This is a genomic window from Micromonospora coxensis, from assembly GCF_900090295.1.
Lineage (GTDB): Bacteria > Actinomycetota > Actinomycetes > Mycobacteriales > Micromonosporaceae > Micromonospora > Micromonospora coxensis.
Genome location: NZ_LT607753.1, coordinates 6,183,768 through 6,208,819 on the forward strand (window position 1 = coordinate 6,183,768; position 25,052 = coordinate 6,208,819).

At 74.6% G+C, this 25,052-nt stretch carries 20 protein-coding genes and 1 riboswitch; of the genes, 8 read left to right on the forward strand and 12 right to left on the reverse strand.

The window, feature by feature from the left end; all coding sequences use genetic code 11:
- Nucleotides 1-79: 79 nt before the first annotated feature.
- Complete coding sequence (locus GA0070614_RS30390; RefSeq protein ID WP_157745109.1) at nt 80-229, reverse strand: hypothetical protein; 150 nt, start codon at nt 227-229, stop codon at nt 80-82.
- A 32-nt stretch (nt 230-261) separates the two neighbouring features.
- A riboswitch (SAM riboswitch) is annotated at nt 262-373 on the reverse strand.
- Nucleotides 374-665: 292 nt separating this feature from the next.
- Here GA0070614_RS30390 and GA0070614_RS28230 point away from each other — a divergent pair.
- Both GA0070614_RS28230 and GA0070614_RS28235 read left to right on the forward strand, forming a co-directional pair.
- Nucleotides 666-2,132 (forward strand): pyridoxal phosphate-dependent decarboxylase family protein, encoded by a 1,467-nt coding sequence (locus GA0070614_RS28230; RefSeq protein WP_088978795.1) that lies wholly within the window; start codon nt 666-668, stop codon nt 2,130-2,132.
- A gap of 88 nt (nt 2,133-2,220) precedes the next feature.
- The gene (locus GA0070614_RS28235) at nt 2,221-2,871 is read left to right on the forward strand and encodes a fasciclin domain-containing protein (protein ID WP_231933419.1); all 651 of its coding nucleotides are present in this window, start codon (nt 2,221-2,223) and stop codon (nt 2,869-2,871) included.
- 45 nt (nt 2,872-2,916) lie between these two features.
- Here GA0070614_RS28235 and GA0070614_RS28240 read toward each other — a convergent pair whose 3' ends face one another.
- Nucleotides 2,917-3,906 (reverse strand): sigma-70 family RNA polymerase sigma factor, encoded by a 990-nt coding sequence (locus GA0070614_RS28240; protein WP_088978797.1) that lies wholly within the window; start codon nt 3,904-3,906, stop codon nt 2,917-2,919.
- 102 nt (nt 3,907-4,008) lie between these two features.
- Between GA0070614_RS28240 and GA0070614_RS28245 the strand changes: the two genes are divergently transcribed.
- Both GA0070614_RS28245 and GA0070614_RS28250 read left to right on the forward strand, forming a co-directional pair.
- Nucleotides 4,009-4,635 (forward strand): maleylpyruvate isomerase family mycothiol-dependent enzyme, encoded by a 627-nt coding sequence (locus GA0070614_RS28245; RefSeq protein ID WP_088978798.1) that lies wholly within the window; start codon nt 4,009-4,011, stop codon nt 4,633-4,635.
- 197 nt (nt 4,636-4,832) lie between these two features.
- Nucleotides 4,833-5,369, forward strand: a complete 537-nt coding sequence (locus tag GA0070614_RS28250; RefSeq protein ID WP_088978799.1) for an RNA 2'-phosphotransferase — start codon at nt 4,833-4,835, stop codon at nt 5,367-5,369.
- Between the two features lie 166 nt (nt 5,370-5,535).
- Here the strand turns inward: GA0070614_RS28250 and GA0070614_RS28255 are convergent, their stop codons facing one another.
- From GA0070614_RS28255 to GA0070614_RS28280, 6 genes are all read right to left on the reverse strand, one after another.
- Complete coding sequence (locus GA0070614_RS28255) at nt 5,536-7,626, reverse strand: cellulose binding domain-containing protein (RefSeq protein WP_088978800.1); 2,091 nt, start codon at nt 7,624-7,626, stop codon at nt 5,536-5,538.
- Between the two features lie 271 nt (nt 7,627-7,897).
- Entirely contained in the window at nt 7,898-8,710 is an 813-nt protein-coding gene (locus GA0070614_RS28260) for a shikimate dehydrogenase family protein (protein WP_088978801.1), read from the reverse strand.
- Nucleotides 8,707-9,267, reverse strand: a complete 561-nt coding sequence (locus GA0070614_RS28265; protein WP_088978802.1) for an NADPH-dependent FMN reductase — start codon at nt 9,265-9,267, stop codon at nt 8,707-8,709. The genes GA0070614_RS28260 and GA0070614_RS28265 overlap by 4 nt, the downstream gene beginning before the upstream one ends.
- A complete protein-coding gene (locus GA0070614_RS28270) occupies nt 9,267-10,202 on the reverse strand; it encodes an ROK family protein (RefSeq protein ID WP_088978803.1) in 936 nt (311 codons plus the stop codon). The genes GA0070614_RS28265 and GA0070614_RS28270 overlap by 1 nt, the downstream gene beginning before the upstream one ends.
- Nucleotides 10,203-10,210: 8 nt before the next feature.
- Nucleotides 10,211-10,564, reverse strand: a complete 354-nt coding sequence (locus tag GA0070614_RS28275; RefSeq protein ID WP_088978804.1) for a DoxX family protein — start codon at nt 10,562-10,564, stop codon at nt 10,211-10,213.
- A gap of 91 nt (nt 10,565-10,655) precedes the next feature.
- Complete coding sequence (locus GA0070614_RS28280; RefSeq protein ID WP_088978805.1) at nt 10,656-11,087, reverse strand: type II 3-dehydroquinate dehydratase; 432 nt, start codon at nt 11,085-11,087, stop codon at nt 10,656-10,658.
- Between the two features lie 557 nt (nt 11,088-11,644).
- Between GA0070614_RS28280 and GA0070614_RS28285 the strand changes: the two genes are divergently transcribed.
- From GA0070614_RS28285 to GA0070614_RS28295, 3 genes are read left to right on the forward strand one after another with little or no spacing between them, the layout of a single operon-like run.
- Nucleotides 11,645-12,808 carry a DegT/DnrJ/EryC1/StrS family aminotransferase gene (locus tag GA0070614_RS28285; protein ID WP_088978806.1) on the forward strand — a complete coding sequence of 388 codons (1,164 nt, stop codon included), beginning with the start codon at nt 11,645-11,647 and terminating at the stop codon, nt 12,806-12,808.
- The gene (locus tag GA0070614_RS28290) at nt 12,805-13,938 is read left to right on the forward strand and encodes a Gfo/Idh/MocA family protein (protein ID WP_088978807.1); all 1,134 of its coding nucleotides are present in this window, start codon (nt 12,805-12,807) and stop codon (nt 13,936-13,938) included. The genes GA0070614_RS28285 and GA0070614_RS28290 overlap by 4 nt, the downstream gene beginning before the upstream one ends.
- A 37-nt stretch (nt 13,939-13,975) precedes the next feature.
- Complete coding sequence (locus GA0070614_RS28295) at nt 13,976-14,671, forward strand: HAD-IA family hydrolase (protein WP_088978808.1); 696 nt, start codon at nt 13,976-13,978, stop codon at nt 14,669-14,671.
- Nucleotides 14,672-14,857: 186 nt separating this feature from the next.
- On the opposite strand, the gene GA0070614_RS28300 is transcribed toward GA0070614_RS28295, so the two are convergent.
- Both GA0070614_RS28300 and GA0070614_RS28305 read right to left on the reverse strand, forming a co-directional pair.
- Nucleotides 14,858-18,019, reverse strand: a complete 3,162-nt coding sequence (locus tag GA0070614_RS28300; protein WP_088978809.1) for a non-ribosomal peptide synthetase — start codon at nt 18,017-18,019, stop codon at nt 14,858-14,860.
- Nucleotides 18,020-18,119: 100 nt separating this feature from the next.
- Nucleotides 18,120-21,257, reverse strand: a complete 3,138-nt coding sequence (locus tag GA0070614_RS28305; protein WP_231933420.1) for a non-ribosomal peptide synthetase — start codon at nt 21,255-21,257, stop codon at nt 18,120-18,122.
- A gap of 558 nt (nt 21,258-21,815) precedes the next feature.
- On the opposite strand from GA0070614_RS28305, the gene GA0070614_RS28310 reads away from it, so the two are divergent.
- The gene (locus GA0070614_RS28310) at nt 21,816-23,006 is read left to right on the forward strand and encodes an ATP-grasp domain-containing protein (protein ID WP_088978810.1); all 1,191 of its coding nucleotides are present in this window, start codon (nt 21,816-21,818) and stop codon (nt 23,004-23,006) included.
- Nucleotides 23,007-23,044: 38 nt separating this feature from the next.
- On the opposite strand, the gene GA0070614_RS28315 is transcribed toward GA0070614_RS28310, so the two are convergent.
- Both GA0070614_RS28315 and GA0070614_RS28320 read right to left on the reverse strand, forming a co-directional pair.
- A complete protein-coding gene (locus GA0070614_RS28315; RefSeq protein ID WP_408630786.1) occupies nt 23,045-24,037 on the reverse strand; it encodes a 3-dehydroquinate synthase family protein in 993 nt (330 codons plus the stop codon).
- Nucleotides 24,038-24,173: 136 nt separating this feature from the next.
- Complete coding sequence (locus GA0070614_RS28320) at nt 24,174-25,013, reverse strand: hypothetical protein (protein ID WP_231933787.1); 840 nt, start codon at nt 25,011-25,013, stop codon at nt 24,174-24,176.
- Between the last annotated feature and the right edge of the window lie 39 nt (nt 25,014-25,052).

Sequence of the window (25,052 nt, forward strand, 5' to 3'; positions counted from 1 at the left end):
TCGGCGTGGGACGCACGCCGGGGGACGGCGCGCCCCACGGGGCGCACCGTCCGTTGCTACGAGGACGAGGGCTGGTCGACTACGCGGACGGGCGGCGACAGCCGTCGCTGCAGACCCGCATCAGGTCGACGTGCCGCCGCTTGACCAGCGCGACGCCGGTCGCCGGCGCGTCCGGCGGGGCCGCGGGCGCGGCGCCGCCGACGGGCGGGGCGGGAAGGTGTGCAGACATGGTTCTCCTGGGTCGGTGCTGACCTGGGAACCAGGCCACGCTTGCACCGGCGCTGCGCCGGTGCCTGGTCCTCACCCGGAGCACCCCACCGTGGAGGAGGGTTGCCGGCCAGCGAGCCGGGGCTTCGCGCTGGCGCTCATGACCTGCCGTGAAGGCTAGCAACCTGATCGGGGTGGGCGTCCAGCCGTTATGACGGCCCTCACGTCCGCCCCTTACCGGCCCGGCCGTCGGGGCAGGTCGGGCCGCGCACCGTGCCGGCGTCGCCGGTCGTCGGGGCGGGCCACCGGGGCGGAATTGGCTCGCGCGGCGGCCGGCCGGGCGGTGCCAGGGTGGAGACGGCCGGTGCCACCGCCCGGTGCGGCCGGCGGTCGGCCGTCGATCGCGCCGGCGCCCCACCCGGCGGACCGTGCCACCACCGTTCCACGAGGAGCCCGCGATGACCGATCCGCTGCGTGACGACGGTGGCGACGAGGCGCTGCGCCGGGTGTACGAGGCCGCCGGGCCGTACCTGTCGTCGCTGCCCGGCCGTCCGGTGCACGACCCGGACAGCGTCGCCCTGCTCGGCGAGCTGTGGCAGCCGGCCGGCGGCGCGCCGCTGCCCGGCCGGGGCGAGGGCGCGGCGGCCGCGCTGGAGCGGCTGCTGCGGGTCGGCACGGCGGCGGCCACCCACTCGGCCGGCCCGCGCTTCTTCCACTTCATCATCGGCGGGGCGACGCCGCCGGCCCTGGCGGGTGACTGGACCGCCGCGCTGCTCGACCAGAACGCCGCCTTCCGCGCCTCGTCCCGGTTGGCCACCGAGACCGAGACGGTGGCGCTGACCTGGCTGCGGGAGCTGTTCGGGCTGCCGGCGACCTTCGGCGGGGCGCTGGTGGCCAGCGCCACCTTCGCCAACGTCACCGGCCTCGCCGCCGCCACCCACTGGTGGGGCGAGCGGCACGGCGTCGACGTCGCCGCCGACGGGCTGACCGGGCTGCCCCGGATGCCGGTCCTCTCCGGCGGGTACGTACACGCCAGCGACCGCAAGGCGCTGCAACTGCTCGGGCACGGCCGCAACGCCGTCGAGGTGCACGCCCGCGACGCGGCGGGCCGGGTCGACCTGGCCGCGCTGGACCGCCGGTTGGCCGAGCTGGCGTCCCCGGCGGTCCTCATCGGCAGCGCGGGAGAGGTGGACACCGGCGACTTCGACCCCCTGGCCGACCTCGCCGACCTCGCCGAGCGGCACGGCGCGTGGCTGCACGTGGACGGGGCGTTCGGGCTCTTCGCGGCGCTGTCGCCGCGTACCGCCGGGCTGGTCGCCGGGATCGAGCGGGCCGACTCGATCGCCGGTGACGGGCACAAGTGGCTCAACGTGCCGTACGAGAGCGGCTTCGCCTTCCTCCGGGACCCGTCCCGGCTGCCGGTGGCGTTCGGCATGCCGGGTGCGGCGTACCTGCCGGGGCGGGGCAGCGCGCTGCCGACTCCAGGCGAGGGCGCCGACTACGCCCTGCTCGGGCCGGAGTCCTCCCGCCGGGCCCGGTCGCTGCCGATCTGGGCGACCCTGGCCGCGTACGGGCGCGACGGCTACCGGGCCATGGTGGAGCGCCACCTGGACCTGGCCCAGCGGCTGGCCCGGCGGGTCGACGCCAGCCCCGAGCTGCAACGGCTGGCCGAGGTGCCGCTCTGCATCGTCTGCTTCCGGGCCCGCCCGGACGGGGTGCCCGAGGAGTCGCTGGACGAGCTGAACCGGCGGCTCGGCGCGGCGCTGCTCGCCGACGGCCGGGTGTACGCCGGCACCACCGTCCACCGGGGACGGGTCGCGCTGCGCCCGGCGATCGTCAACTGGCGCACCACCGAGGCCGACGTGGACCTGCTGGTCGAGGTGGTGCGCGAACTCACCGCGAAGGTCGTCGCCGAGCTGGGCTGAGATCGGTGCATCCACCGGGGACGGTCGGGGCGAAGCAATGGTCGTGACGACAGTCACGGATCTGGTCGCACCGACGAAGGGTTCGCCGATGAAGATCGCACGACTCGCCACCCGCCTGGCCGCCGGGACCCTGGCCACCGCGCTGGCCACCGCCGCCATGGCCGTGCCGGCCCAGGCCGGCACGAAGCAGCCGGGCACCCGCAGCCTCGCCGCGGTGCTCACCCGGGACACCGGCGGCTTCGACCACAACGCGCGCGACTTCGACGTGCTCACCGCCGCCGTGCTCGCCGTGCTGGAGGCCAAGCCGGACTCGCCGGTCAAGGTGCTCACCGACGGCACGGTCGCGCTGACCGCGTTCGTCCCCACCGACGCCGCGTTCCGGGAGCTGGTCCGGGACATCACCGGCGCCCACCGGCTGCCCGGCGAGTCGGCCGCGTTCACCGCCGTCGCCGGGCTCGGCATCGACACCGTCGAGAACGTGCTGCTCTACCACGTGGTGCCGGGCGCCACGATCGACCGCCGCGCGGCGGTCAAGGCCGACGGGGCGGCGCTCACCACCGCCCTCGGCGCCACCGTCGAGGTCGACGTGCGCCGCTGGTGGCACTTCACCCAGGTGCGGCTGGTCGACGCCGACACCAGCGACCGCGACGCGCGGGTGGTGGCGTACGACATCAACAAGGGCAACCGGCAGATCGCGCACGCGGTCGACCGGGTGCTGCGCCCGATCGACCTGCCCTGACGCACGACGGACGACGAACGGCGCCCGGCCCGGTCCGGGCGCCGTTCACGTGCGCGCGACCTCCGGCGGGACCGGGACGGCGCCCGCCCGCAGGAACAGCGGCCACAGCCGGTCCGCGTCGAGGTAGGTGACGACGCCCCGTATCCGGTCGCCGGCCAGGTCGAGCAGGACCAGGGCGAACGGGGTGTGCCGCCCGTCGGGACCGGGACGGGTCTGCCAGAACGCCGGTGTCCCGTTCGCGGCGGTGGGCGTCAGGCGTGCGCCGGCGCAGCCGCCGCGCGGGTCGCGCCACGCCTCGGCGATCCGGTCGCGCCCCCGCAGCCGCCAGGCGAACGGCGGCATCGACATGGTGGCGTCCTCGTGCAGCAGGGCGACCAGCGCGGTCACGTCGTGCCGGGCGAAGGCGTCGCAGTAGCGGGCGAGCAGGTCGCGTTGGGCCGCGTCGGTGGGGCGCAGCACGTCCCCGGCCGTCAGGTCGGCGGCGCGCAGGGTGGCCCGGGCCCGTTGCAGGGCGCTGTTGACGGCGGCGACGCTGGCGTCGAGCAGGTCGGCGACCTCCTCGGCCCGCCAGCACAGCACGTCGCGCAGGATCAGCACGGCCCGCTGCCGGGCGGGCAGCCGTTGCAGGGCGGCGACGAGCGCCAGCCGTACGGTCTCCCGGCGCAGCGCCGTCTCCTCCGGGCCGGCGTGCGTGGGCAGCACCAGGGCGTCCGGGACGGGCTGGACCCAGTGTCGCTCGGGCAGCGGCGGGCCGAGGTCCGCGCCGCTCGCCGCGGGGTCGCCGAGGTCGATCGCGCGGGCCCGGCGCTGCGGGCTGCGCAGCATGTCCAGGCAGATGTTGGTGGCGATCCGGTAGACCCAGGTGCGCAGCGAACCGCGCTGGTCGTCGTAGCGCTCCCGGGAGCGCCAGGCCCGGGTCAGCGTCTCCTGCACGGCGTCCTCGGCCTCGAAGCCGCTGCCGAGCATCCGGTAGCAGTACCCGGTCAGCTCGGTCCGCAGCGACTCCAGCCCGACGTCCAGCGATGCCTCGCGCACCCGGCCACCCTACGGGCCGCGACCGATGAGTTCCCGGCGTCCGCCCCGTATCCCCGTGGAGGAGCCCACGACGGGGCTCGTGTATCGGACGGGAGGTCCCGGATGGGCGAGGACGAGCTGCGCGCGGCGGTGGCGGCGGAACGCAGGGAGCAGGCGGCGCTGCTGGCGGCGCTGCGACCGGAGCAGTGGGACGCGCCGACCCTCTGCGACGGCTGGCGGGTCCGGGAGGTGGTCGCCCACATCACGATGCCGTTCCGGGCCTCGCTCGGGCGGACGCTCGTGGAGTTGGTGCGCGCGGGCGGCAGCGTCAACCGGATGGCCGACCGGTGCGCCCGCCGGGACGCCGCCCGGCTGTCGCCCGCGCAGTTGGTCGCGGCGCTGGCCGACAACGCCGAACACCCGTGGACGCCGCCGGGTGGTGGCGTGGCCGGCGCGCTGTCGCACGACGTGATCCACGGCCTCGACGTCACCGTCGGGCTGGGACTGGACCGGCGGGTCCCGCCCGAGCGGGTGGCCGCGGTGCTGGCCGGCATGTCGCCGCGCAGCATCCGGTTCTTCGGCGTCGACCTGACCGGCGTCCGGCTCGAGGCGACCGACCTGGACTGGCGGCTCGGCGCCGGGACGCCGTTGCGCGGCCTCGCCCAGGACCTGCTGCTGGTGGTCTGCGGGCGCCGCCTACCGGCGGGGCGGCTGGCGGGCGCGGACGCGCAGCGGTTCACCCGGTCGTGACGCCACCCGCCGGGCCGTGAGCCGCCCGGCCGGCCGTCGACGCCTCGGTCCGGTCGGCGAGCGCCGTCGTCACGGGCGCGCCCGGCCTCCACCTCGGCCAGGTGTGTGGTCGCCCACGCCTCCCGCCCCGGTGCCGTCCGCCGGGGCGGGACGACAATCCGCTCGCACCGGGCCACGGGGTGCCCGACAATGCGGGAATGGATCAACGGGCGCTGGTGCGGGTGAGCAAGCGGATGTCACTGGCGCTGCGGCACCAGCCCGACAGGTTCGGGCTCGTCCCCGACCGGGCCGGCTGGGTCGCCGTCGACGACCTGCTCACGGCGCTGCGCCTCGAGCGGGCCGACCTCGACGCGGTGGTCGCCGGCAACGACAAGCAGCGCTTCGCGGTGCGGCGGGACGCCGACGGGGTCGAGCGGATCCGGGCCAGTCAGGGCCACTCCATCCCCGTCGACCTGGGCCTGGAACCGTCGCCCCCGCCCGCGCGGCTCTACCACGGCACCGGCGCGGCGGCGCTCGACTCGATCCGGGCCACCGGCCTGCACCGGGGCGGGCGGCACCACGTACACCTGTCGCCGGACGTGGCGACGGCCCGGCGGGTCGGCGCCCGCCGGGGTGGCGCGGTGGTGGTGCTGACCGTGGACGCGGCGGCGATGACCCGCGACGGGCACGTCTTCTACCGCAGCGCCAACGGGGTGTGGCTCACCGACGCGGTGCCGCCGGCCTACCTGGCCTGACCGGCGGACCGGGTCGCGGGTACGGCACGGAGCCGCCACCGGGCCCGGTGGCGTGCCCCCGGCCGTCGCGAGGATCGGTGACCCTGCCGGCGGAGCCCCACGGGCCCCGCCGGCAGGCGTCGGTCACCGCCGTCGGTGCCGGCCCGACGGAGGAGCCGACGCACCCTCACCGGGTGGTGCAGACGGTGCCGTTGAGCCGGAACACGGTGGGCAGGACGTTCGGACCGCTGTACCCGCCGACGAAACCGACGCCGGTGCTGCCGCCGACGGCGATCCTGCGGTTGTCGGCGGTGGCGGTGGCCTTGACGTCGGCGCCGACCTGCTCCCAGGTGGCGCTCCAGCCGCTGCCGACCTGCTGCCAGGTGGTCGGCCAGGTCCAGGTCAGCGTCCACCCGTCGACGGGGTGCGGGCCGGTGTTGACGATGTCGACGCCACCGATGTAGCCGTTGCCCCAGTCGGAGTTCTTCGTGAAGCGTACGGCGCACGTGCTGGTGGCCGGGCTGCCGGTGGTGAAGGTGAGGGGCGGCGAGGACCGGGAGACCCGGCCGGCGCCGTCGCGGGCCAGCACGTTGACCGTGTACCGGGTGCCCGGGGTCAGGTTGCCGACCGTCAGCGAGCTGCCGGTCGTCTCGCCGAGCTGCTCGCTGACCGCCCCGTTCTGCCGGTACACCTCGTACTTGACGGGCGGGCCGGCCATCGGCGGCAGCGCGGGCCAGGAGATGGTGGCGCTGCGGTCGGTCACCGCCCCGGCGGTGGGTTGCCGGGGCGCGGCGGGCCCGCCCCCGACCACCTCGGCCGGGCGCAGCACCAGCGTGGTCAACGAGTACGGCGGCAGGGTCCGGCTGGTGGCGCTGCCGCTGCGGGCGGTGTCGATGGCGGTGGCACCGTTGGCGAGGGTGTGCACCGTCGGTGCGGCGTCGGACGGGGTGAACCCGGCGTAGTCGATGCTGACCGGGTACGCGTTCTCCGGGTCCTTGTTCACCAGCAGCACCGCGACCTCGCCGTCGCGCCGGCGTACCGCGTGCGCGGTGACCAGCGGCTCGTCGGTGCCGGCCCGGATGAACTGGTCGCCCGCCTTGGCGAAGAGGTTCATCATGGACATCCCGTGGTACGGCGCGAACGGGGTGTTCAACGGCGGTTGGCAGACCGACCCGTCGGCGGTGCAGCCGCCGCTGGACAGCAGGCCGTAGTCGCCGTAGTCGGTGTGTCCGGCCACCTCGGACACCGTGCCGATGCCGTTGTGAACGTTCCACCAGTGCGCCGTGAACACCCCGTTCTCCAGCAGGTCGCTGTAGGCGTCGGCGAGGAACAGCGCGCCGGGCTGGGTGTTCCGGCCGACCTCGACGTTCATTTCGGTGAAGCTGATGCCGATCCGGGAGGCGTTCGGGCCGGCGTACCGGGTGAGCTGCTCACGCAGCAGGTGGATGGCGTCGTCGATGTGGGCGGTGCGCTCCAGCGACTGCGCGGCGCTGCCGCCCGGGTACCAGTGCACGTCGACGAAGTCGATCTTCGGCCCGGCGACGGAGAGCACCGCCTGGTTCCACGGGCCCGGGTCGGTGCCGGCGGTGATCCCGTCCGGCCAGTTGCCCGGCATGGTGAGCACCGCGCCGACCTTGATGGTGGGGTCGACCGCCTTCATCGCGTCGGCGTAGTCGACCACCAGGTTCGCGTAGTACGTCGCGCTCTTGTCGGGGTGCTCGTCGGCCTCCCAGCCCGACCCGTAGTGGCCGTTGCCGTAGTTCTCGTTGCCGATCGTCCAGTACTTCGCCCCGTAGCCCTTGGTGACGTTGGCGTACCGGACCCAGTCGGCGGCCTCGGCCGGGGTGCCGGTGCCGTAGTTCGCGATGATCATCGGTTGCGCGCCGACCCGCCGCGCGGCGGCCATGAAGGTGTCGAAGTCGGTGTTCGGCGCGACGTACCCGCCGGGCGCGGTGTGGTCCTTCCAGTGGTAGATGTCGGCGTACGAGCCGCCCGGGTACCGCACCATCCGCACCCCGGCGGCGCGCAGCAGGTCGGACGTCTCGTCGGTGCCGAGGTTCTGGTCCCAGATGGCGTGGTTGACGCCGAGCGCGGTGTCCGGCATGGTCGCCAGCCCCGCCCGCGCGTTCACGGTCACGGCCACCGGGCCGTCCGCCGCCTGGACGCGCGGAGGGCTGACGGCGGTCAGCGTGGCGGTGGCGAGCAGCAGGCTCGCCGCGAGGGCCGTCGCGCGGGCGGCGCGGCGCGGCCGGGGATGAGCTGTGGTGGGGATCGTCATGCGGGCTGTCCTTCTTCGGGACGGCCGCCCGGTCGACGTCCGGCTCGTGGGGCGCACGAGCCGTCGCGGCGGGCGTGCCGGGAGACGGGTGATCGATCGCCCGTGTCGCCGTCCCCCGGAGGCGGTGCCCGCTCCGGTTGCCCAGTGGACGACTGTCGGCCCGCGCGGCTGGCCATCGACGCCCAAGAATCCCACACCGGATCCGGCGCCTCAAGGCGCCGCCCCGGCACACCGGCCGTCCGGGTCCCGGACACCCTGCCGGCTGCCGCCGCTACAGGTCGAAGAAGTCCAGGTAGGAGTCGATCTGGTGGGCGAGCATCGGCTCGCCCGGGTGGGCGGCCAGACCTCGCTCGCCGGCGGCCCGCAGCAGCGCGGTCTCCGCCGGCTTCATGATGATGTCGGCGACCACGGCGTGCGCCGGCAATCCGCTCACCGGGAACGGCAGCGGGTCGTCGGGTCGCAGCCCCAGCGGTGTCGCGTTCACCGCCAGGTCGACGTCGGCCAGTCGCGGCCCGGTCGCGGCGCTCACCCGGCCGGGGTACGCCTCGGACAGCCGCCGCCACAGCTCGTCGCGCCGGCCGGGGTCGGTGTCGACCAGGCGCAACTCGGCGACCTCCGCGTCGAGCAGGGCGACCGCGATGGCGCTGCCCGCCCCACCCGCGCCCACCACGCAGACCCGCAGCCCCTTCGGGTCGTGCCCGGCCTCGACCAGGCCACGGACGAAACCGTCACCGTCGAAGGTGTCGGCCGACCAGGCGCCGTCCGGCTCGCGGCGCAACGCGTTGACGCTGCCGGCCAGGCGCGCGCGGGCGGTGACCCGGTCGGCGAGGGCCAGGACGGCCGCCTTGTGCGGCACCGTCACGAGGATGCCGTGCAGGTTGGCCACCTGCCGCAGCGCGCGCACCACCGGTGCGACGTCACCCGGCGCCACCCGCATCGGGACGAGCACCGCGTCGGCACCGCGCCGGGCCAGCACGGGGTTGAGCAGGCCGGGGGCCCGCACCTGCGCGATCGGGTCGCCGAGCAGCGCGTACAGCCGGGTGGTGCCGCTGATCGGCGGCCCGGCGTGCGTCGGGGCGGTCACGGCCGGCGCAGCCCGCGCAGCGCCCCGCCCCAGGCGACCACCTGGTCGAGCATGGCCGACACCGTCTGCTCCTGGTGGGCGGCCGGACGGAAGTCGCGGAAGTTGACGAAGTCGGTGTGCAGGGAGAGCGCCACCTGGGACCGGACGTCGGCCACCTCCACCTGGGCGAGCACCAGCCGCAGGTGCTCGGCGGCCCGGGTGCCGCCGTGCAGCCCGTAGCTGACCAGGCCGGCGGACTTGTCGTGCCACTCCCGGTAGAGGTAGTCGACGGCGTCCTTGAGCACCCCGGGGATCGAGTGGTTGTACTCGGGGGTGACGAAGACGAACGCGTCCAGGGCGGCGATGGTGCTCGCCCACCGGCGGACCTTGGGGTGGGTGGACGGGGCCATCGACGGCGGCAGCGGCGAGTCGAGGTGCGGCAGGTCGTGATCGCGCAGGTCGACCAGTTCCGCCGTGGCGTCGCCGCGCTTGGCGGCGATGTCGCGTACCCAGCGGGCGACCACGTCGGACTTGCGGCCGGGACGGGTGCTGCCGGCGATGACGCCGATCCGGATCATCAGGTTCCCTCCACTGCGTTGCGCTCGGACGTGCTGACCAGGTCACGGGCCAGTTGGACGGCGCCGTGCAGCGACGACAGGCCGCCGAGGGCGGCGGCGCGCACCACCGGCGCCGGCCGTCCGGGGCGGGCCGACAGCCGGGCGGTGTGCCCGACGAGCGGCACGAAGCCGGGCAGCCCGTCGGCGAAGCCACCGCCCACGATCGCCACCGCCGGGGCCAGCAGCTCGCCGAGGCTCACCACCGCCGCCGCCAGGGCGGCGCAGCTCGCGTGGACCGCCTCGACCGCCCAGGACCGGCCGTCGCGCAGCCCGGCCCGCAGGTCGTCGAAGCTCACCTCGCCGCCCCGGGCGAGGGCGGCCCGGCGCAGCGTGGCCGGGCCGGAGGCCACCGACTGCAGGCAGCCGGTGCGCCCGCAGTCGCAGCGTCCGCCGTCGAGGTCGACCACCATGTGTCCGACCTCGGCGGAGGCGCGACCCGGGACGAGCCGTCCGTCGAGGACCACCCCGCCGCCGACGCCGGTGCCCACGCCCAGGTAGACCACGTCGTCGCGGCCGGCGTGGCGGGCCTCGGCCAGCGCGGCCAGGTCACCGTCGTCGGCGTACCCGCTGCGGCTGCCGGGGAAGATGCGCTGGCACGCCCCGGCGAGGTCCAGACCCGTCCAGCTCGGCCGGCCGGGCCAGGTCAGCACGGTGCCGGTGGCGTCGGTGGTGGCCGGCACGGCGAGCCCGACGGCGTGCACCGGCCCCCAGGTGGTGCGCAGCGCGGCCACCTCGGCGTCGAGCGCCGCCAGGTCGGCGGCCGGATCGGCCCCCGGCGGCCAGCGGAACGTCCGCTCGTACGCCGGCCGGCCGGCCGCCTCCGCGCGCAGCGCGACCTTGGTGCCGCCGACGTCGACCCCCAACAGCCCGACCGGGGCTCCCCGCGCGGCCGGCACCTCCGACCTCAGCCGTTCACGACGTGCAGGACGGCCAGCGCGCCGGCGGCGAGCGCGAACACCACCGGGACCACGGTCATCGGGACCGGGTCCTTCGCGCGGGCGTGGTAGACCGCCGCCCCGATCAGCAACAGGGTCAGGCCGACCGCAGCGGCGACGCCGATCGGCGGCCAGAGCAGGCCCAGCAGCAGGCCGGCGACGGCGGCGATCTCCAGGCCGCCGATCAGCCGGGTGAGGCCGGGGGAGACGCCGAGGTGGGCCATCCGCTCGCGCATCTGCGCCTGGCCGGTGAGCTTCGGGACGGCCACGGCCAGGATGACCGAGGCGAGGATGAGGGTCAGGACGACGACGGGGATACGCACACACTGTCCTTCGGGTAGTGCCGGACGATCCGACGACCGTACCGGGGTCGGTCCGATGTCGACCGGACGTCGCCGGTGCGGCCCCGGCCGGTCATGCGACGGTGGTGACCAGGGCGCGGGCGGCCAGCCGGTAGCCCAGCGCGCCGAGCCCGACGATCACGCCACTGGCCAGCGGGGCGAGCACCGAGTCGTGCCGGAAGCTCTCCCGCGCCCAGACGTTCGACAGGTGGACCTCCAGCCACGGGCGGGGGTAGTTCGCCAGCGCGTCCCGCAGGCTCCAGCCGGCGATCATCAGGGCGCCGGGGTTCACGATCGCGCCCACGGTGTCGTAGTTGCTCTGGATCGCGCCGATCAGCGCGCCCTCGCAGTCGTGCTGTCGGGCGATCACCCGCCAGCCGCGCGGCGCGACCTCCTCGGCGACGGCCCGCTCGATGTCCGCCAGCGTGTCGGTGCCGTAGATCTCCGGCTCCCGGCGTCCGAGGATGCCCAGGTTGGGGCCGTTGAGCAGCAGCACGTCGGACACGGTTCACCTCGCGCGGGGCGGTCCCTTCCGGACAGGACCGACGACAGTTCCTGCAGTATCGCCGCGCCCCGCCCCTCGGCGGCCCGGCCGCCGGGGATGTCAGGGGGTGGCTAGGGGCCGCTAGGGGCGCGGGCCGGTGCCGGCTCGCCGGCCTGTCGCGGCCCGCTCTTCCGCGCGGGCTGTCGCGGCCTGCCGTCCGGCGCGGGCTGTCGCGCCGTCCGGAGCGGGCTGTCGCGGCCCGCCGGTCGGAGCGGAATGTCGCGGTGGCCGCCGCGGGCTTCGGCGATACGGCGTCGGGTCCCCGCAGTCTTACTACGCCACCGCCCCGCACGGCCCGGCCGGCCGCCGGACTAAGGGGTCGGTAGGGGCTGTTAGGGGAGGTGAGCGGCCTGCCGGGTCGGTTAGCGTCCATCGCGAGCAGAGCACTCGCCGCGCCCCGCGGCGACGTCCGCCTCGAACCCGACCGAGCGGCACGGGTCCGCCCCGGTGCGCCCTCTGTCGCGGCGACGGCGCAGCCGAGGAACCGCTGGTCCTCCTGGATTGGGAAGTGGGAAGTCATGAGTGGTGAACCGTCGACGGTGCCGGAGTTCCCCGAGTGGCCGCAGTTCGGTGACGAGGAGCGGACCGGCCTGATCCGCGCCCTCGAGCAGGGCCAGTGGTGGCGGGTGGGCGGCAGCGAGGTCGACACCTTCGAGGCGGAGTTCGGGGCGTACCACGGCACCCCGCACGCGCTCGCCGTCACCAACGGCACCCACGCCCTGGAGGTCGCCCTCGAGGTGCTCGGCGTCGGGCCCGGCACCGAGGTCATCGTCCCGGCCTTCACCTTCATCTCGTCGTCGCTGGCCGCGCAGCGCCTCGGCGCGGTCGCCGTGCCGGTCGACGTCGACCTGGACACGTACTGCATCGACCCGGCGGCGGTCGCGGCGGCCGTCACCCCGCGGACGAAGGTGATCATGCCGGTGCACATGGCCGGCCAGTTCGCCGACATGGACGCGCTCGACAAGATCGCCGCCGACGCCGGGGTGGCGCTGCTCCAGGACGCCGCGCACGCGCACGGCGCGCAGTGGCAGGGCCGGCGGGTCGGCGAACTCGGCTCGGTCGCCGCGTTCAGCTTCCAGAACGGCAAGCTGATGACCGCCGGTGAGGGCGGCGCGGTGCTCTTCCCCGACGAGGAGCTGCGCGAGCGGGCCTTCCTCGTGCACAGCTGCGGCCGGCCCCGCACCGACCGGGACTACCTGCACCGCACCACCGGCTCCAACTTCCGGATGAACGAGTTCACCGCCGCCGTGCTGCGCGCCCAGCTCACCCGGCTGGACGACCAGATCACGGTGCGCGAGCAGCGCTGGCCGCTGCTGGCGAGCCTGCTCGCCGAGATCCCGGGCGTGGTGCCGCAGGGCAGCGACCCGCGCGGCGACCGCAATCCGCACTACATGGCGATGTTCCGGGTCCCCGGCATCACGATCGAGCGTCGACGCGCCGTGGTCGACGCGCTCATCGCCCGGGGCGTACCGGCGTTCGTGGCGTTCCGGGCGATCTACCGGTGCGAGGGCTTCTGGGCGGCCGGCGCGCCGGACGAGACGGTCGAGCAGATCGCCGCCCGCTGCCCGAACGTCGAGCAGATCCACGCCGACTGCGTGTGGCTGCACCACCGCACCCTGCTCGGCACCGAGCAGCAGATGCACGAGATCGCCGCCGTGCTGGCCGACGTCCTCGCCGGATGACCGCCGTACCCCCGGCCGCCGCGCCCGGCCGTCCGGTCCGGGTCGCGGTGGCCGGCCTCGGGTGGGCCGGGCGCGAGATCTGGCTGCCCCGGCTCGCCGCGCACCCGGCCTTCGAGGTGACCGCCCTGGTCGATCCGCAGCCGGCCGTGCGGGAGCGGGCCCGCGACACCCACGCGGTGCCGTTCGCGTACGCCGACGTCGACGACCTGCCCGCCGGCGCGGCGGACCTCGTGGTGGTGGCCGTGCCGAACCACCTGCACGCCGCCGTCGCCGCCCGACTGCTGCGCCGGGGTGTGCCGGTCTTCCTGGAGAAGCCGGTCTGCCTGACCTCCGCCGAGGCGGACCTGCTCGCCGACGCGGAACGCGTCGGCGGCGCGGTGCTGCTGGCCGGCAGCGCCGCCCGGTGGCGGGCCGACGTCGCGGCGCTGGTCGAGGTGGCCGCCGAGCTGGGCCCGATCCGCCACGTCGACGTGGCCTGGGTCCGCGCCCGGGGGGTGCCCGACGCGGGCGGCTGGTTCACCCGGCGTGACCTCTCCGGCGGTGGCGCCCTGGTCGACCTCGGCTGGCACCTGCTCGACACGGTGCTGCCGCTGCTCGGGACCGCCCCGGTCACGCACGCCGTCGGCAGCGTCTCCGACGACTTCGTCAACGACGACGCCGCCCAGGCCGCCTGGCGCGGCGAGGCCGCTGCCGGTGGCCGGACGCGCGGCGACGTCGAGGACACCGCCCGGGGCTTCCTGCTCACCGCCGACGGCGCGTCCGTCGCGGTGCACGCCTGCTGGGCCTCGCACGAGGCCCGCGACCGCACCACCATCACCGTGCAGGGGGCCGCCGGGTCGGCGACCCTGCGCTGCACGTTCGGGTTCAGCCCGAACCGCGAGCCGACGCCGGTGCTCACCCGCACCCGCGACGGCGAGACCGTCCGGCTGCCGCTGCCCACCGAGCCGATCGGCGCCGAGTACGACCGCCAGCTCGACGCCCTGCCGGGACTGCTCGCCGACCCGGCCAGCCGGGGGGCGGCCGCCGCCGAGGCGCGCCGGACCATCGACGTCATCGAACGGATCTACCACGCCGCCCGGCACACCGAGCCGGAGCGGGAGCACGCGCTGGCGGGCCATCGCGACCGGTGAGAACCACCGGCGACCTCACTCGCTCCGGGGAGCAGCCATGAGCCATCCACCGTCCACCGTCGACGTACCCCGACCGGCGCCGAGCCGGGGCCCGATCCGCGCGGTCGTGTTCGACCTCGACGGCGTCGTGGTCGACAGCTCGGCCGTCATGCGCGAGGCGTTCAGCATCGCGTACGCCGAGGTGGTGGGGGACGGGCCCGCGCCGTTCGAGGAGTACAACCGGCACATGGGCCGGTACTTCCCGGACATCATGCGGCTGATGGGCCTGCCGCTGGAGATGGAGGAGCCGTTCGTCCGGGAGAGCTACCGGATGGCCCACCTGGTGCCGCTCTTCCCCGGCGTACGGGAGACGCTGCAGACGCTGCGGTCGCGGGGCATCCGGATGGCGATCGCCACCGGCAAGAGCGGCCCCCGGGCCCGCTCGCTGCTGGACGTCCTCGGTGTGCTGGACCTGTTCGACCAGGTGATCGGCTCCGACGAGGTGGCTCGTCCCAAGCCCGCCCCGGACATCGTGCTCCAGGCGCTGGGCCACCTCGACGTGCCGCCGCCGCAGGCGATGATGGTCGGCGACGCGGTGATCGACCTGCTCAGCGGCCGCGACGCCGGCGCGACCACGGTCGCCACCACGTGGCACGGCGGGGACGTGGCCGCGCTGCTCGCCGCCGGCCCGGACCTGGTCGCCCACACCCCGACCGATCTGCTCGCCCACTGCCCGGCGGCCCTCGTCTCCTGACGCATGCGGAAGGCCACCTCCCCGGCCCGGGAGGTGGCCTTCCTGTCTCGGGGCTCTGCTTACCGCCGATCACCAGTTCCGCCGTTCGGATCCCGCGCCGGTCGGGCGGGCGCCGGGGCAGTGGCCCGACCTATCAGGCGGGAAACGACCCGTGGTGACCGGCCGAGCCGGTCACCACGGGGGTGCTCAGCTCGGGCCGGACCCGGCGGCCTCAGGGCCGGCGTCGAGGAAGGCCAGCATGTGCTCGCCCAGCTCCTCGGCGAGGCGGAACGGGAGCAGGTCGGTCCGGATGGTGATGCGCAGGAGCGCGTCGGTGTGCCGGGGGATCGCCTCGACGGTGAGCCCGCTCATCACCTCCCGGGCGTACGGCTCGACGACCTCCTCGGTCCGGCAGCCGGGCAGCTCCAGCGGCAGCACCACGTTGTCCTGGTACGCGAAGCCCGGCAGGCCGGCCACCACCTCGCTGGGCAGCCCCACGGCCGGGTCGGCGGCGCTCTCCGAGAAGGGGATGTCCTGGGCGGCCATCAGCTCGTCGACGGTCTGCTGGACGTGCCGGAGCAGGTCCTGGCCCGGCTGGAACCGGACCCGGACGCAGTTGGAGTTGATCCGGGTGGTGAAGGCGGAGTCGAGGATGCGGCTGCCCCGCTTGGCGACGATCATCAGCAGGCCGATGTCGTCCTGCCGGTGCACGGCGCGCAGCGCGGAGGCGAACGCGGCGGCGAAGTAGCTGGAGCGGCTGAATCGCTGTTCCCGGGCCGCCCGGTCCCAGCGCTGCACCGCCTCGGGGGCGACCGTCACGATGTGGCCGGCCTTCGGGCCCCAGCCCAGCGCCTGCTCCAGTGGCACGGTCAGCTGGCCGTCGCCCTGGCGGGGCAGCCCACGCAACTGCTCGCGCCAGTAGGCCCGCTGGGCCTCCAGGTCGGCCGCGTCGCGCAGCCGGGTGTACTCGTCGTACGACTGGCGCAGGGTGGGCGCGGGCCGCTCCCAGACCGGGGCCCGGCCGGCCTGTCGTGCGGCGTACGCGTGGCTGAGGTCGCGCACGAGCAGGGCGTGTGACCAGCCGTCGAAGGCGATGTGGTGGATGCCGATGCCGAGCAGGACGCGGTTGGTGGCGGGGTGTCGGACGAGTGCGGCCCGCCAGTTGCGGCCCTGGGTGTAGTCCAGTGGCTGCTGCACGGCGGTCGCCAGCTGGTCCAGCGCCTCCTGCTCGGTGGCGGCGTCGGACAGCAGTTGCAGCTGTGGCATGCCCGGGTTCGGCGGGACGAGCGCCACCGCGGGGTCGACCCGCCGGTAGCGGGCGTGCAGTGCCTGGTGGCGGCGGTGCACGTCGCCGAGGGCGGCCATCAGGGCGCGCAGGTCCAGCTCGCCCTCGATCCACCAGGTGGTCGGGCAGACCAGCTCGAACGGGAGCCAGACGCACTTGGCGACGGACAGGGTCAGCGGGACGGGCTTGGCCGGGCCGGCGCGTCCGGTGACGGGTGGCTCCGGCTCGGCCTCGGGACGCCGTGGTGCGGTGGCCAGCCACTGGGCGAGGGCGTGCGGGGTGGGGGTGCGGTGGATCTGGGAGACCGGGATGACGGTGTCGGTGGCTTCGTCGATGGCCGTGGCGAGGGTGGCGGATTGCAGGGAGGTGCCGCCGAGGTCGAAGAAGCTGTCGTGGACGCCGACCTGGTCGAGCCCGAGGACGCCGGCGAAGGTGTCGGTGAGGAGTCGTTCGGTGTCGGTGGTGGGTGCGGCGTAGTCGATGTCGAGGTCGGGACGCTGGGTGGTGGGTTCGGGTAGCTGCCGGCGGTCGATCTTGCCGGTGTCGCCGGTGGGGAACCGGTCGAGCACCATGATCACGGCGGGGACCATGTAGGCGGGGAGTTGTGCGGCGGCGTGTTCGCGGAGCGCGGCGACGGCGGGGTTGCGGCCGGTCACGTAGCCGACGAGTCGGGCGACGCCTTGGTCCTCGCGGCGGACGACGACGGCGGCGTCGACGTCGGGGTGTTGGGCGAGGACGGCTTCGATTTCGCCGAGTTCGATGCGGATGCCGTTGACTTTGACCTGGTGGTCCATGCGGCCGAGGATTTCGAGGGCTCCGGCGGTGTTCCAGCGGCCGAGGTCGCCGGTGCGGTAGGCGGGGCCGGCGCCGTAGGGGTCGGTGACGAATCGTTCGGTGGTGAGGTCGGGGCGGTGCAGGTAGCCGTCGGCGACGCCGAATCCGGTGATCAGGATTTCCCCGGGTGTCCCGGCGGGGACGAGGTTCAAATCGGCGTCCACGACGCGGATCTGCCGGTTGGGCATGGGCCAGCCGATCGGCACGTACGCGCCGTCCCAGCCGGCGGAGGTGTCGAACCAGGTGCACGCCACCGCCGCCTCCGCCGGCCCGTACGCGTTGAGCAGGCGGGCGCCGGCGGCCGTCCAGCGGCGCGCCATCCGGGGCGGCACCGGCTCTCCGGCCAGGGTCAGGCAGGACATGCTCGGGCAGTCGGCCGGGTCGACGGCGGCCAGGTTGGTCGGCGGGCAGAAGGCGTGGGTCACCTGCTCCTTGGCGATCAGGTCGGTGAGCCGCCGGCTGTCGAGCAACTCGTCCCGGGAGCAGACGACGACCCGCGCGCCGGAGGTGAGGGCGGTGTAGATCTCGCCCAGGGCCACGTCGAAGACGGGCGCGCAGCAGTGCAGCATGCGGCTGTCGGGGCCCACGGCGCACTCGTCGCTCATCCAGGCCAGGAAGTTGGTGAGCTGCTGGTGGGTCAGCACCACGCCCTTGGGGGTGCCGGTGGATCCGGAGGTGTAGATGACGAAGGCGGGGGCGGTGGCGGGCACGTCGGGTAGTTCGGCCGGCTCGGCGGCGTGGGTGTTGGTCCAGTCGTCGAGGGCGATGACGTGGACGCCGTCGGGTCGGGGGATGTGGGGTGCGGTGTGGCGGGTGGTGAGGACGATGCGGGCGCCGTGGTCTGCCAGGAGCATGTGCATGCGGGCGGTGGGCCAGGTGGTGTCCATGGGGGTGTAGGCGGCGCCGGCGCGTAGGACGGCGAGGGTGGCGATGAGGGTCCAGAGGCTGCGGTCCAGGGCCAGGGAGACGACGTCGCCGTCGTTGACGCCGTTGGCGCGCAGATGGGCGGCGAGGGCAGCGGAGCGGCGGTCGAGGTCGGCGTAGGTGAGCGTTTCGTCGCCGGCGATGCCGGCTATCGCGTCGGGGGTGTGGCGGGCCCAGCGCAGGACGAGGTCGTGGATCGGCTCGGTCGGGATCGGGCGTTGCGGTCCGCGTCCCCAGGCGAGCAGCCGCTCGCGTTCGGCGTCTCCCAGTGGCCCGGCGTCGACCGTGCCTGCCACGGCGTGCGCGGCATCGAACCCGACAGACATGGAGCCAACCTCCGATCAGGACCGGCGCAGGGGTACGGCCGGGTCAGGAACCAGGAACTGCGGGACGCGCCCGGTGACGGCCGCGTCCGATGGGACGACCTCAGTGCGCAGCCGACGCCGGGCCGGCTTCGAGGAAGCGCAGCATGTGACCGTTCAGCTCCTCGGCGAAGCGGTACGGCAGGTAGTCCGTACGGATGGTCACGCGTAGCAGGGCATGGTCGGGCCGGGGCAGCACCTCGACCGTGAGACCGTTGGACACCTCCCGGGCGTACGGGTCGACGACCTCCTCGGCCCGGCAGCCGGGCAGCTCCAGCGGCAGCACGACGTTGTCCTGGAAGACGAACGTCGGGAGGCTGGCGACCACCTCGCCCGAGAGCCCGGCGGCGGGATCGTCGGCGGTCTCCGCGAAGGGGACGTCCTGGGCCCGCATCAGGTCGCTGATCGTCTCGTGGACCCGCAGGACGAGCTTGTCGTCCTGCGCCCCGTCGAACCGCACCCGGACGCAGTTGAGGTTGAGCCGGGTGGTGAACGCGGAGTCGAGAACCCGGCTGCCCCGCTTCGCGACGACCATCAGCAGGCCGATGTCGTCCTGCCGGTGCACGGCGCGCAGCGCCGAGGCGAACGCGGCGACGAAGTAGCTGGAGCGGCTGAACCGCTGTTCCCGGGCCGCCCGGTCCCAGCGCTGCATCACCTCGGGGGCGACGGTGACGGTGTGGCCGGCCTTCGGCCCCCAGGCCAGCGCCTGCTCCAGGGACACCGTCGGATCACCCGTGCCCTGACGCGGCAGCCCACGCAACTGCTCGCGCCAGTACGCCCGCTGGGCCTCCAGGTCGGCCGCGTCGCGTAGCCGGGTGTACTCGTCGTAGGACTGGCGCAGGGTGGGCGCGGGCCGCTCCCACACCGGGGCCTGACTAGACCTCCGCGCCGCGTACGCGTGGCTGAGGTCGCGCACCAGCAGCGCGTACGCCCAGCCGTCGAAGGCGATGTGGTGGATGCCGATGCCGAGCAGGACGCGGTTGGTGGCGGGGTGTCGGACGAGTGCGGCACGCCAGTTGCGGCCCTGGGTGTAGTCCAGTGGCTGCTGCACGGCGGTCGCCAGCTGGTCCAGCGCCTCCTGCTCGGTGGCGGCGTCGGAGAGCAACTGCAACTGCGGCATCCCCGGGTTCGGCGGCACGAGCGCCACCGGCGGCTGCACCCGCCGGTAGCGGGCGTGCAACGCCTCGTGCCGGCGGTGCACGTCGCCCAACGCCGCCATCAGCGCGCGCAGGTCCAGCTCACCCTCGATCCACCAGGTGACCGGGACGACCACCTCCAACGGCGACATCAGGCACTTCGCCACCTGTTGCGCGAGCGGCACCGGCCCGGAGCGCTGCCGGGTCGGCGCCGGCCCGGTGGGCGTACGCCGGGGCGCGCCGGCCAGCCACTGGGCCAGGGCGTGCGGGGTGGGGGTGCGGTGGATCTGGGAGACGGGAACGACCACGTCGGCGGCCTCGTCGATGGCCGTGGCGACGGCGGCGGATTGCAGGGAGGTGCCGCCGAGGTCGAAGAAGCTGTCGTGGACGCCGACCTGGTCGAGCCCGAGGACGCCGGCGAAGACACCGCTGACCAGCCGTTCCTCCTCGGTGCCGGGCGCGGCGTAGTCGACGTCGAGGTCGGGGCGTCGGGTGGCGGGTTCGGGTAGCTGCCGGCGGTCGATCTTGCCGGTGTCGCCGGTGGGGAACCGGTCGAGCACCATGATCACCGCCGGCACCATGTACGCGGGCAACTGCGCGGCGGCGTGCTCGCGGAGCGCGGCAACCCCCGGGCTGCGGCCGGTCACGTACCCCACCAGTCGCGCGACACCCCGGTCCTCGCGGCGGACCACCACCGCCCCGTCCACGTCGGGATGCTGGGCGAGGACGGCTTCGATTTCGCCGAGTTCGATGCGGATGCCGTTGACTTTGACCTGGTGGTCCATGCGGCCGAGGATTTCGAGGGCTCCGGCGGTGTTCCAGCGGCCGAGGTCGCCGGTGCGGTAGGCGGGGCCGGCGCCGTAGGGGTCGGTGACGAATCGTTCGGTGGTGAGGTCGGGGCGGTGCAGGTAGCCGTCGGCGACGCCGAATCCGGTGATCAGGATTTCCCCGGGTGTCCCGGCGGGGACGAGGTTCAAATCGGCGTCCACGACGCGGATCTGCCGGTTGGGCATGGGCCAGCCGATCGGCACGTACGCGCCGTCCCAGCCGGCGGAGGTGTCGAACCAGGTGCACGCCACCGCCGCCTCCGCCGGCCCGTACGCGTTCAACACCCGGGCGCCCGCCGTCGACCACCGCCGGGCCAACTGCGGCGGCAGCGCCTCCCCACCGAAGATGATGCAGCGCAGACCGGGACAGGCCGCCGGGTCGAGCGGGGCGATGTTGGTGGCCGGCCCGAACGTGTGCGTCACCTCGTGCCGGTTGACGAGGTCGGTGAGCCGACGCGCGTCGAGCAGGTCGTCGCGGGAGCAGACCACCACGCACCCGCCGGCGGTGAGCGTGGCGAAGACCTCCCCGAACGCGGCGTCGAAGACCGGCGCCGCCGAATGCAGCATCCGGCTGCCGGGACCGATGCCGCACTCGTCGCTCATCCAGGCCAGGAAGTTGGTGAGCTGCTGGTGGGTCAGCACCACGCCCTTGGGGGTGCCGGTGGATCCGGAGGTGTAGATGACGAAGGCGGGGGCGGTGGCGGGCACGTCGGGCAGTTCGGCCGGCTCGGTGGTCCAGTGGTCGTCGAGGGCGATGACCGTCAGGCCGTCGGGTCGGGGGATGTGGGGTGCGGTGTGGCGGGTGGTGAGGACGATGCGGGCGCCGTGGTCTGCCAGGAGCATGTGCATGCGGGCGGTGGGCCAGGTGGTGTCCATGGGGGTGTAGGCGGCGCCGGCGCGTAGGACGGCGAGGGTGGCGATGAGGGTCCAGAGGCTGCGGTCCAGGGCCAGGGAGACGACGTCGCCGTCGTTGACGCCGTTGGCGCGCAGATGGGCGGCGAGGGCAGCGGAGCGGCGGTCGAGGTCGGCGTAGGTGAGCGTTTCGTCGCCGGCGATGCCGGCTATCGCGTCGGGGGTGTGGCGGGCCCAGCGCAGGACGAGGTCGTGGATCGGCTCGGTCGGGATCGGGCGTTGCGGTCCGCGTCCCCAGGCGAGCAGCCGCTCGCGTTCGGCGTCTCCCAGTGGCCCGGCGTCGACCGTGCCTGCCACGGCGTACGCGGCATCGAACCCGACAGACATGGAGCCAACCTCCGAGGCGAGATGGGGTGACCGGGAGACGCGTGGCCGCGGCGGCCGGTCGGCCCCTGTGCCGTACGGCGCACGACACCCGGGCACCCACCCACATCCGCCCCCGACCCGTTGCGGTGGATGGGGGAGCGACGACCTGGCGGCTGCCGACGCTACGGATCCCGACGCGGTGGCGTACACCCCTAGCCGCCACCCCTAGCCGACCGGTGGCGGAACGGGCTGCGGGCACTCGGCTGTCCGGCCCATCCCGCGCCCGGATCGCCGCTGACTATGCTTCGTCGATCATGAGCCAGGCGGTGGCCCGCAACCACCACCGCCTGCTGGTGCGCACCTCGCCGGAGCAGTGCTGACCACAAGCCAGCCGCTGCCTGGGCCGGTCCGACCCGGGACCGTCCGGCGGTGCGCACGGCACGCCCGACTGTCACGGCCGAGCGGCCTCACCACACCGGGACGCCACGCATCACGTTCTCCGCTGTTCGTGGACGTCGTGCACCCGGAATTCGTGCCATCCCCGAGGCCCCCTGCGGGCCGGCATGTCAGGAGATCCCCATGGACGGGCCGATCCAGGTACAGATTTTCTCCCCCGAGGGCGTGCTCCTCGCCCGGCCACCCAGCCCGGTGGCGACCGCCGGCAGCCGCTACCTGACCGCCGCCGGAGTGGGCCTGAACAACGGGCTGGACATGGTCACCGGGCTGCACCTGACCCTGCCGCACCAGGCGGCGACCATCTGCAGCACCGGAGCCACCGCGGACAAGTCGCTGCGCCTGATCAGCCGCTGTGGCCTCAAGGTCCCCAGTGACCTGCGCGAGTTCCGGTCCGGTACGCAGGCGGTCCAGCTCGCCCGGGAGGCCGCCGACCGGGGCGAGCTGTTGGAACTCCAGTTCCCCCCACAGGACCCGCAGCTGCGCGCGGCGCCGGCCCGCAACTCGCCGGAGCTGCTGACCCGGCTCAACAACAAGACCGTCCTGGAGACCCTGATCGCACCGGAGTACCTGCCCCGGCGTCAGGTCGCCACCCCCGCCGAGGTGCGCCGGATCGTGCAGGAGGACCGCCGCCCGGCGGTCGTCAAGCCGGCCGGCACCGAGGTGTACAGCGGGATCGCGATCTTCACCAGACGGTTGCAGGATCGGCTGAACCGGTCGATGTTCCAGCAGATGGAACAGGTCAGTGATCGGTGGATCGTCGAGGAGGAGGTTCCCTTCAGGACGGTCTGGGGAATCCAGTTCGCCGTCACGGTGAGCGGTTCGGTGGAGTACCTCGGGTCGTCCGTCCATCTACCTCAGCCCACCTCGACGTGGACCGGTTGTGTGCTGGACGATGACCAACCGCCGGCGGAACTGGTCGAAGCGCTGACCGTAGGGGTGCGAAAGGCCAGCGCCCTCGGGTACCGGGGGTACTGCTCGTTCGACGCGGGGATCAGCCGCACCGGTGAGCTGCGGGTGATCGACCCGAACTTCCGGGTCAGCGGCGCCACCACCTCGGTGCTGCACCGCAGCTCGCTGCTGGGTCAGCACCCGTGCGCCATGACCACGTTCTTCACCCTCGCGCCCGGGGTCGACGCCGAACCGGTCCTCGCCCCCTTCATCGACCGTGGACAGCTCGTCGTGTTCATGCACTACGACCCCGCGATGACGGACAACGGCCTGTTCCCGGCGACCATCCTCGGCATGGTCGGCGCCTCGGGACGGGACAGTTGCGGCGTGCTGATCGCGCAGATCCAGCGGGCGCTGAGCAGCTGACGGACCACCCCGGGCCGCGCCGGCGGCCCGGGGTGCGGTCACATCCCCGCGAGAGCGGCGCGGACGGCGGCCTCGGGAACCTCGGCGACCAGTTCCGGACCGGTCGGGCCGTCGAGGACGAAGGAGAGCCCGGCCACCGCCTTCTTGTCCCGGCGCATCAACGCGACCAGGTCGTCGTGGTCGACGTCGGCGGGCAGCGCGGTGTCCAGGCCGTAGTCGGCCACCACGTCGACATGCTCGGCCACCCGCCCGGCCGGGATCCGGCCGAGGACGCCCGCCAGCCGGCCCGCGAACACCGTCCCGACGCCGACCGCCTCGCCGTGGCGCAGCCGGAAGTCGGTGGCCCGCTCCAACGCGTGGCCGAGGGTGTGGCCGTAGTTGAGGATGTGCCGCAACCCGGCGTCGCGCTCGTCCGCGGCCACCACCCGCGCCTTGAGCGCCACGCACGCGGCGATCTGCTCGGCCACCGGCCGCCCGCGCAGCTCGCCCGCACCGATGAAGTGCGCCCGGGCGATCTCCCCGTACCCGTTGCGCCACTCCCGGCGCGGCAGCGTGTCCAGGTGCTCGGTGTCGCAGAGCACCGCCCGGGGCTGCCAGTACGTCCCCACCAGGTTCTTGCCCTCCGGCAGGTTCACCGCCGTCTTGCCGCCGACGCTGGCGTCCACCTGGGCCAGCAGCGAGGTCGGCAGGTGGATCACCGCGATGCCCCGGTGGTAGAGGCCCGCCGCCAGGCCGACCACGTCGGTGGTGGTGCCGCCGCCGCAGGAGACCACCGCGTCGGAGCGGGTCAGACCGAACTCGGCGAACACCCGGCAGAGCTGCTCCACCGTGGACAGGTTCTTGTCGTGCTCGCCGTCGCGCGCCGGCACCACCCGGTGCGGCACCCCCGGGTCCGGCGTCCACTGCGCCGGCCGGGCCGACACCACCACGACCCGCCGCGCCCCGACCCGGGCCACCTCCGCCGGCAGCCGGTGGCGCACGCCGGGGCCGATCAGCACCGGGTACGCGCGCTCGCCGAGCGCCACGTCGATCCGGACCGGCCCACCGCCCCCGACGGCGGCGGCCGGCACGGTCGACTCCGGTCCCGCCCCCACGGCGGCGACCCGGGCGGTCCGCGCCGGCACGTCCACGGGGGTCGCCGGTCGGGTCGGGTCGCTGACGGGACGTTCAGGCGCGGACGGATGCATGGGGCTGCGGCCTCCTCGGTGCGGGGGGACTCGGGGTCGGGGCGGCCGGCCGGTCGCGGACCATCGACAGCCGCAGCGCCAGCGCGGCCAGCGAGTCCACGTCCGGGCCGATGCCCCACCGTTCGTGGGTGAGCTGGGCGTGGTGCGCCAGCAGGAACCCGCGCGGCGGCGACGTGCTCTCGTCCCGGTCGACCACGTCGGCCACCCGGTCGAGGTAGCGCCGCCACGCGGTGGCGACCGCGCCGGTCAGCGGCAGGTCCCCGGCGGCCAGCACGATCTTCTCCGCCCCGATGTCCGCCTGCGCGGCCAGCTCCCGCCGGTGCGCCCCGGTGAGCCGTCGGCTGCGGTCCTGCCAGTGCAGGAAGAGGAACGCCAACCGGTCGGCCGCCGGCATGAGGTCGCAGAGGTGACGCAGGTGGGTCACGGCCAGCGCCAACTCGGCGCCGGCCAGCCAGGGAGTCTCCCCGCCGAGCAGCGCCAGGGCCAGGTCGCTGGCCGCCGACGCGAGCGGGCCGCCCCGGGCGGCGTCGCGCACGGCGTACGGGTCGGCGGCGAAGGCGACCTGCGGGTCGTACGCCCGCAGTCGTCGCCGTACCGCGTCCAGCGCGCCCGGCCCGGCGACGACGCCGAGGCTGACCCGCGGCCCGGCGGGGGAGTCGACCCGGTCGTAGAACCACTGCGCCTCCGGGTCGGCGCGGCGGGCGGTGGCGACCAGGTCGGTGAGCACGGTCCCGACCAGCGAGGCCACCCGGGCGTCCGGGCACCCACCGGCCGGCACGGCCAGGTGGGCGAACAACCACGAGCGTTCCAACGACGGCACCTCGACTGACGGCGGGCGGAGCACGGGCACGACGGTCTG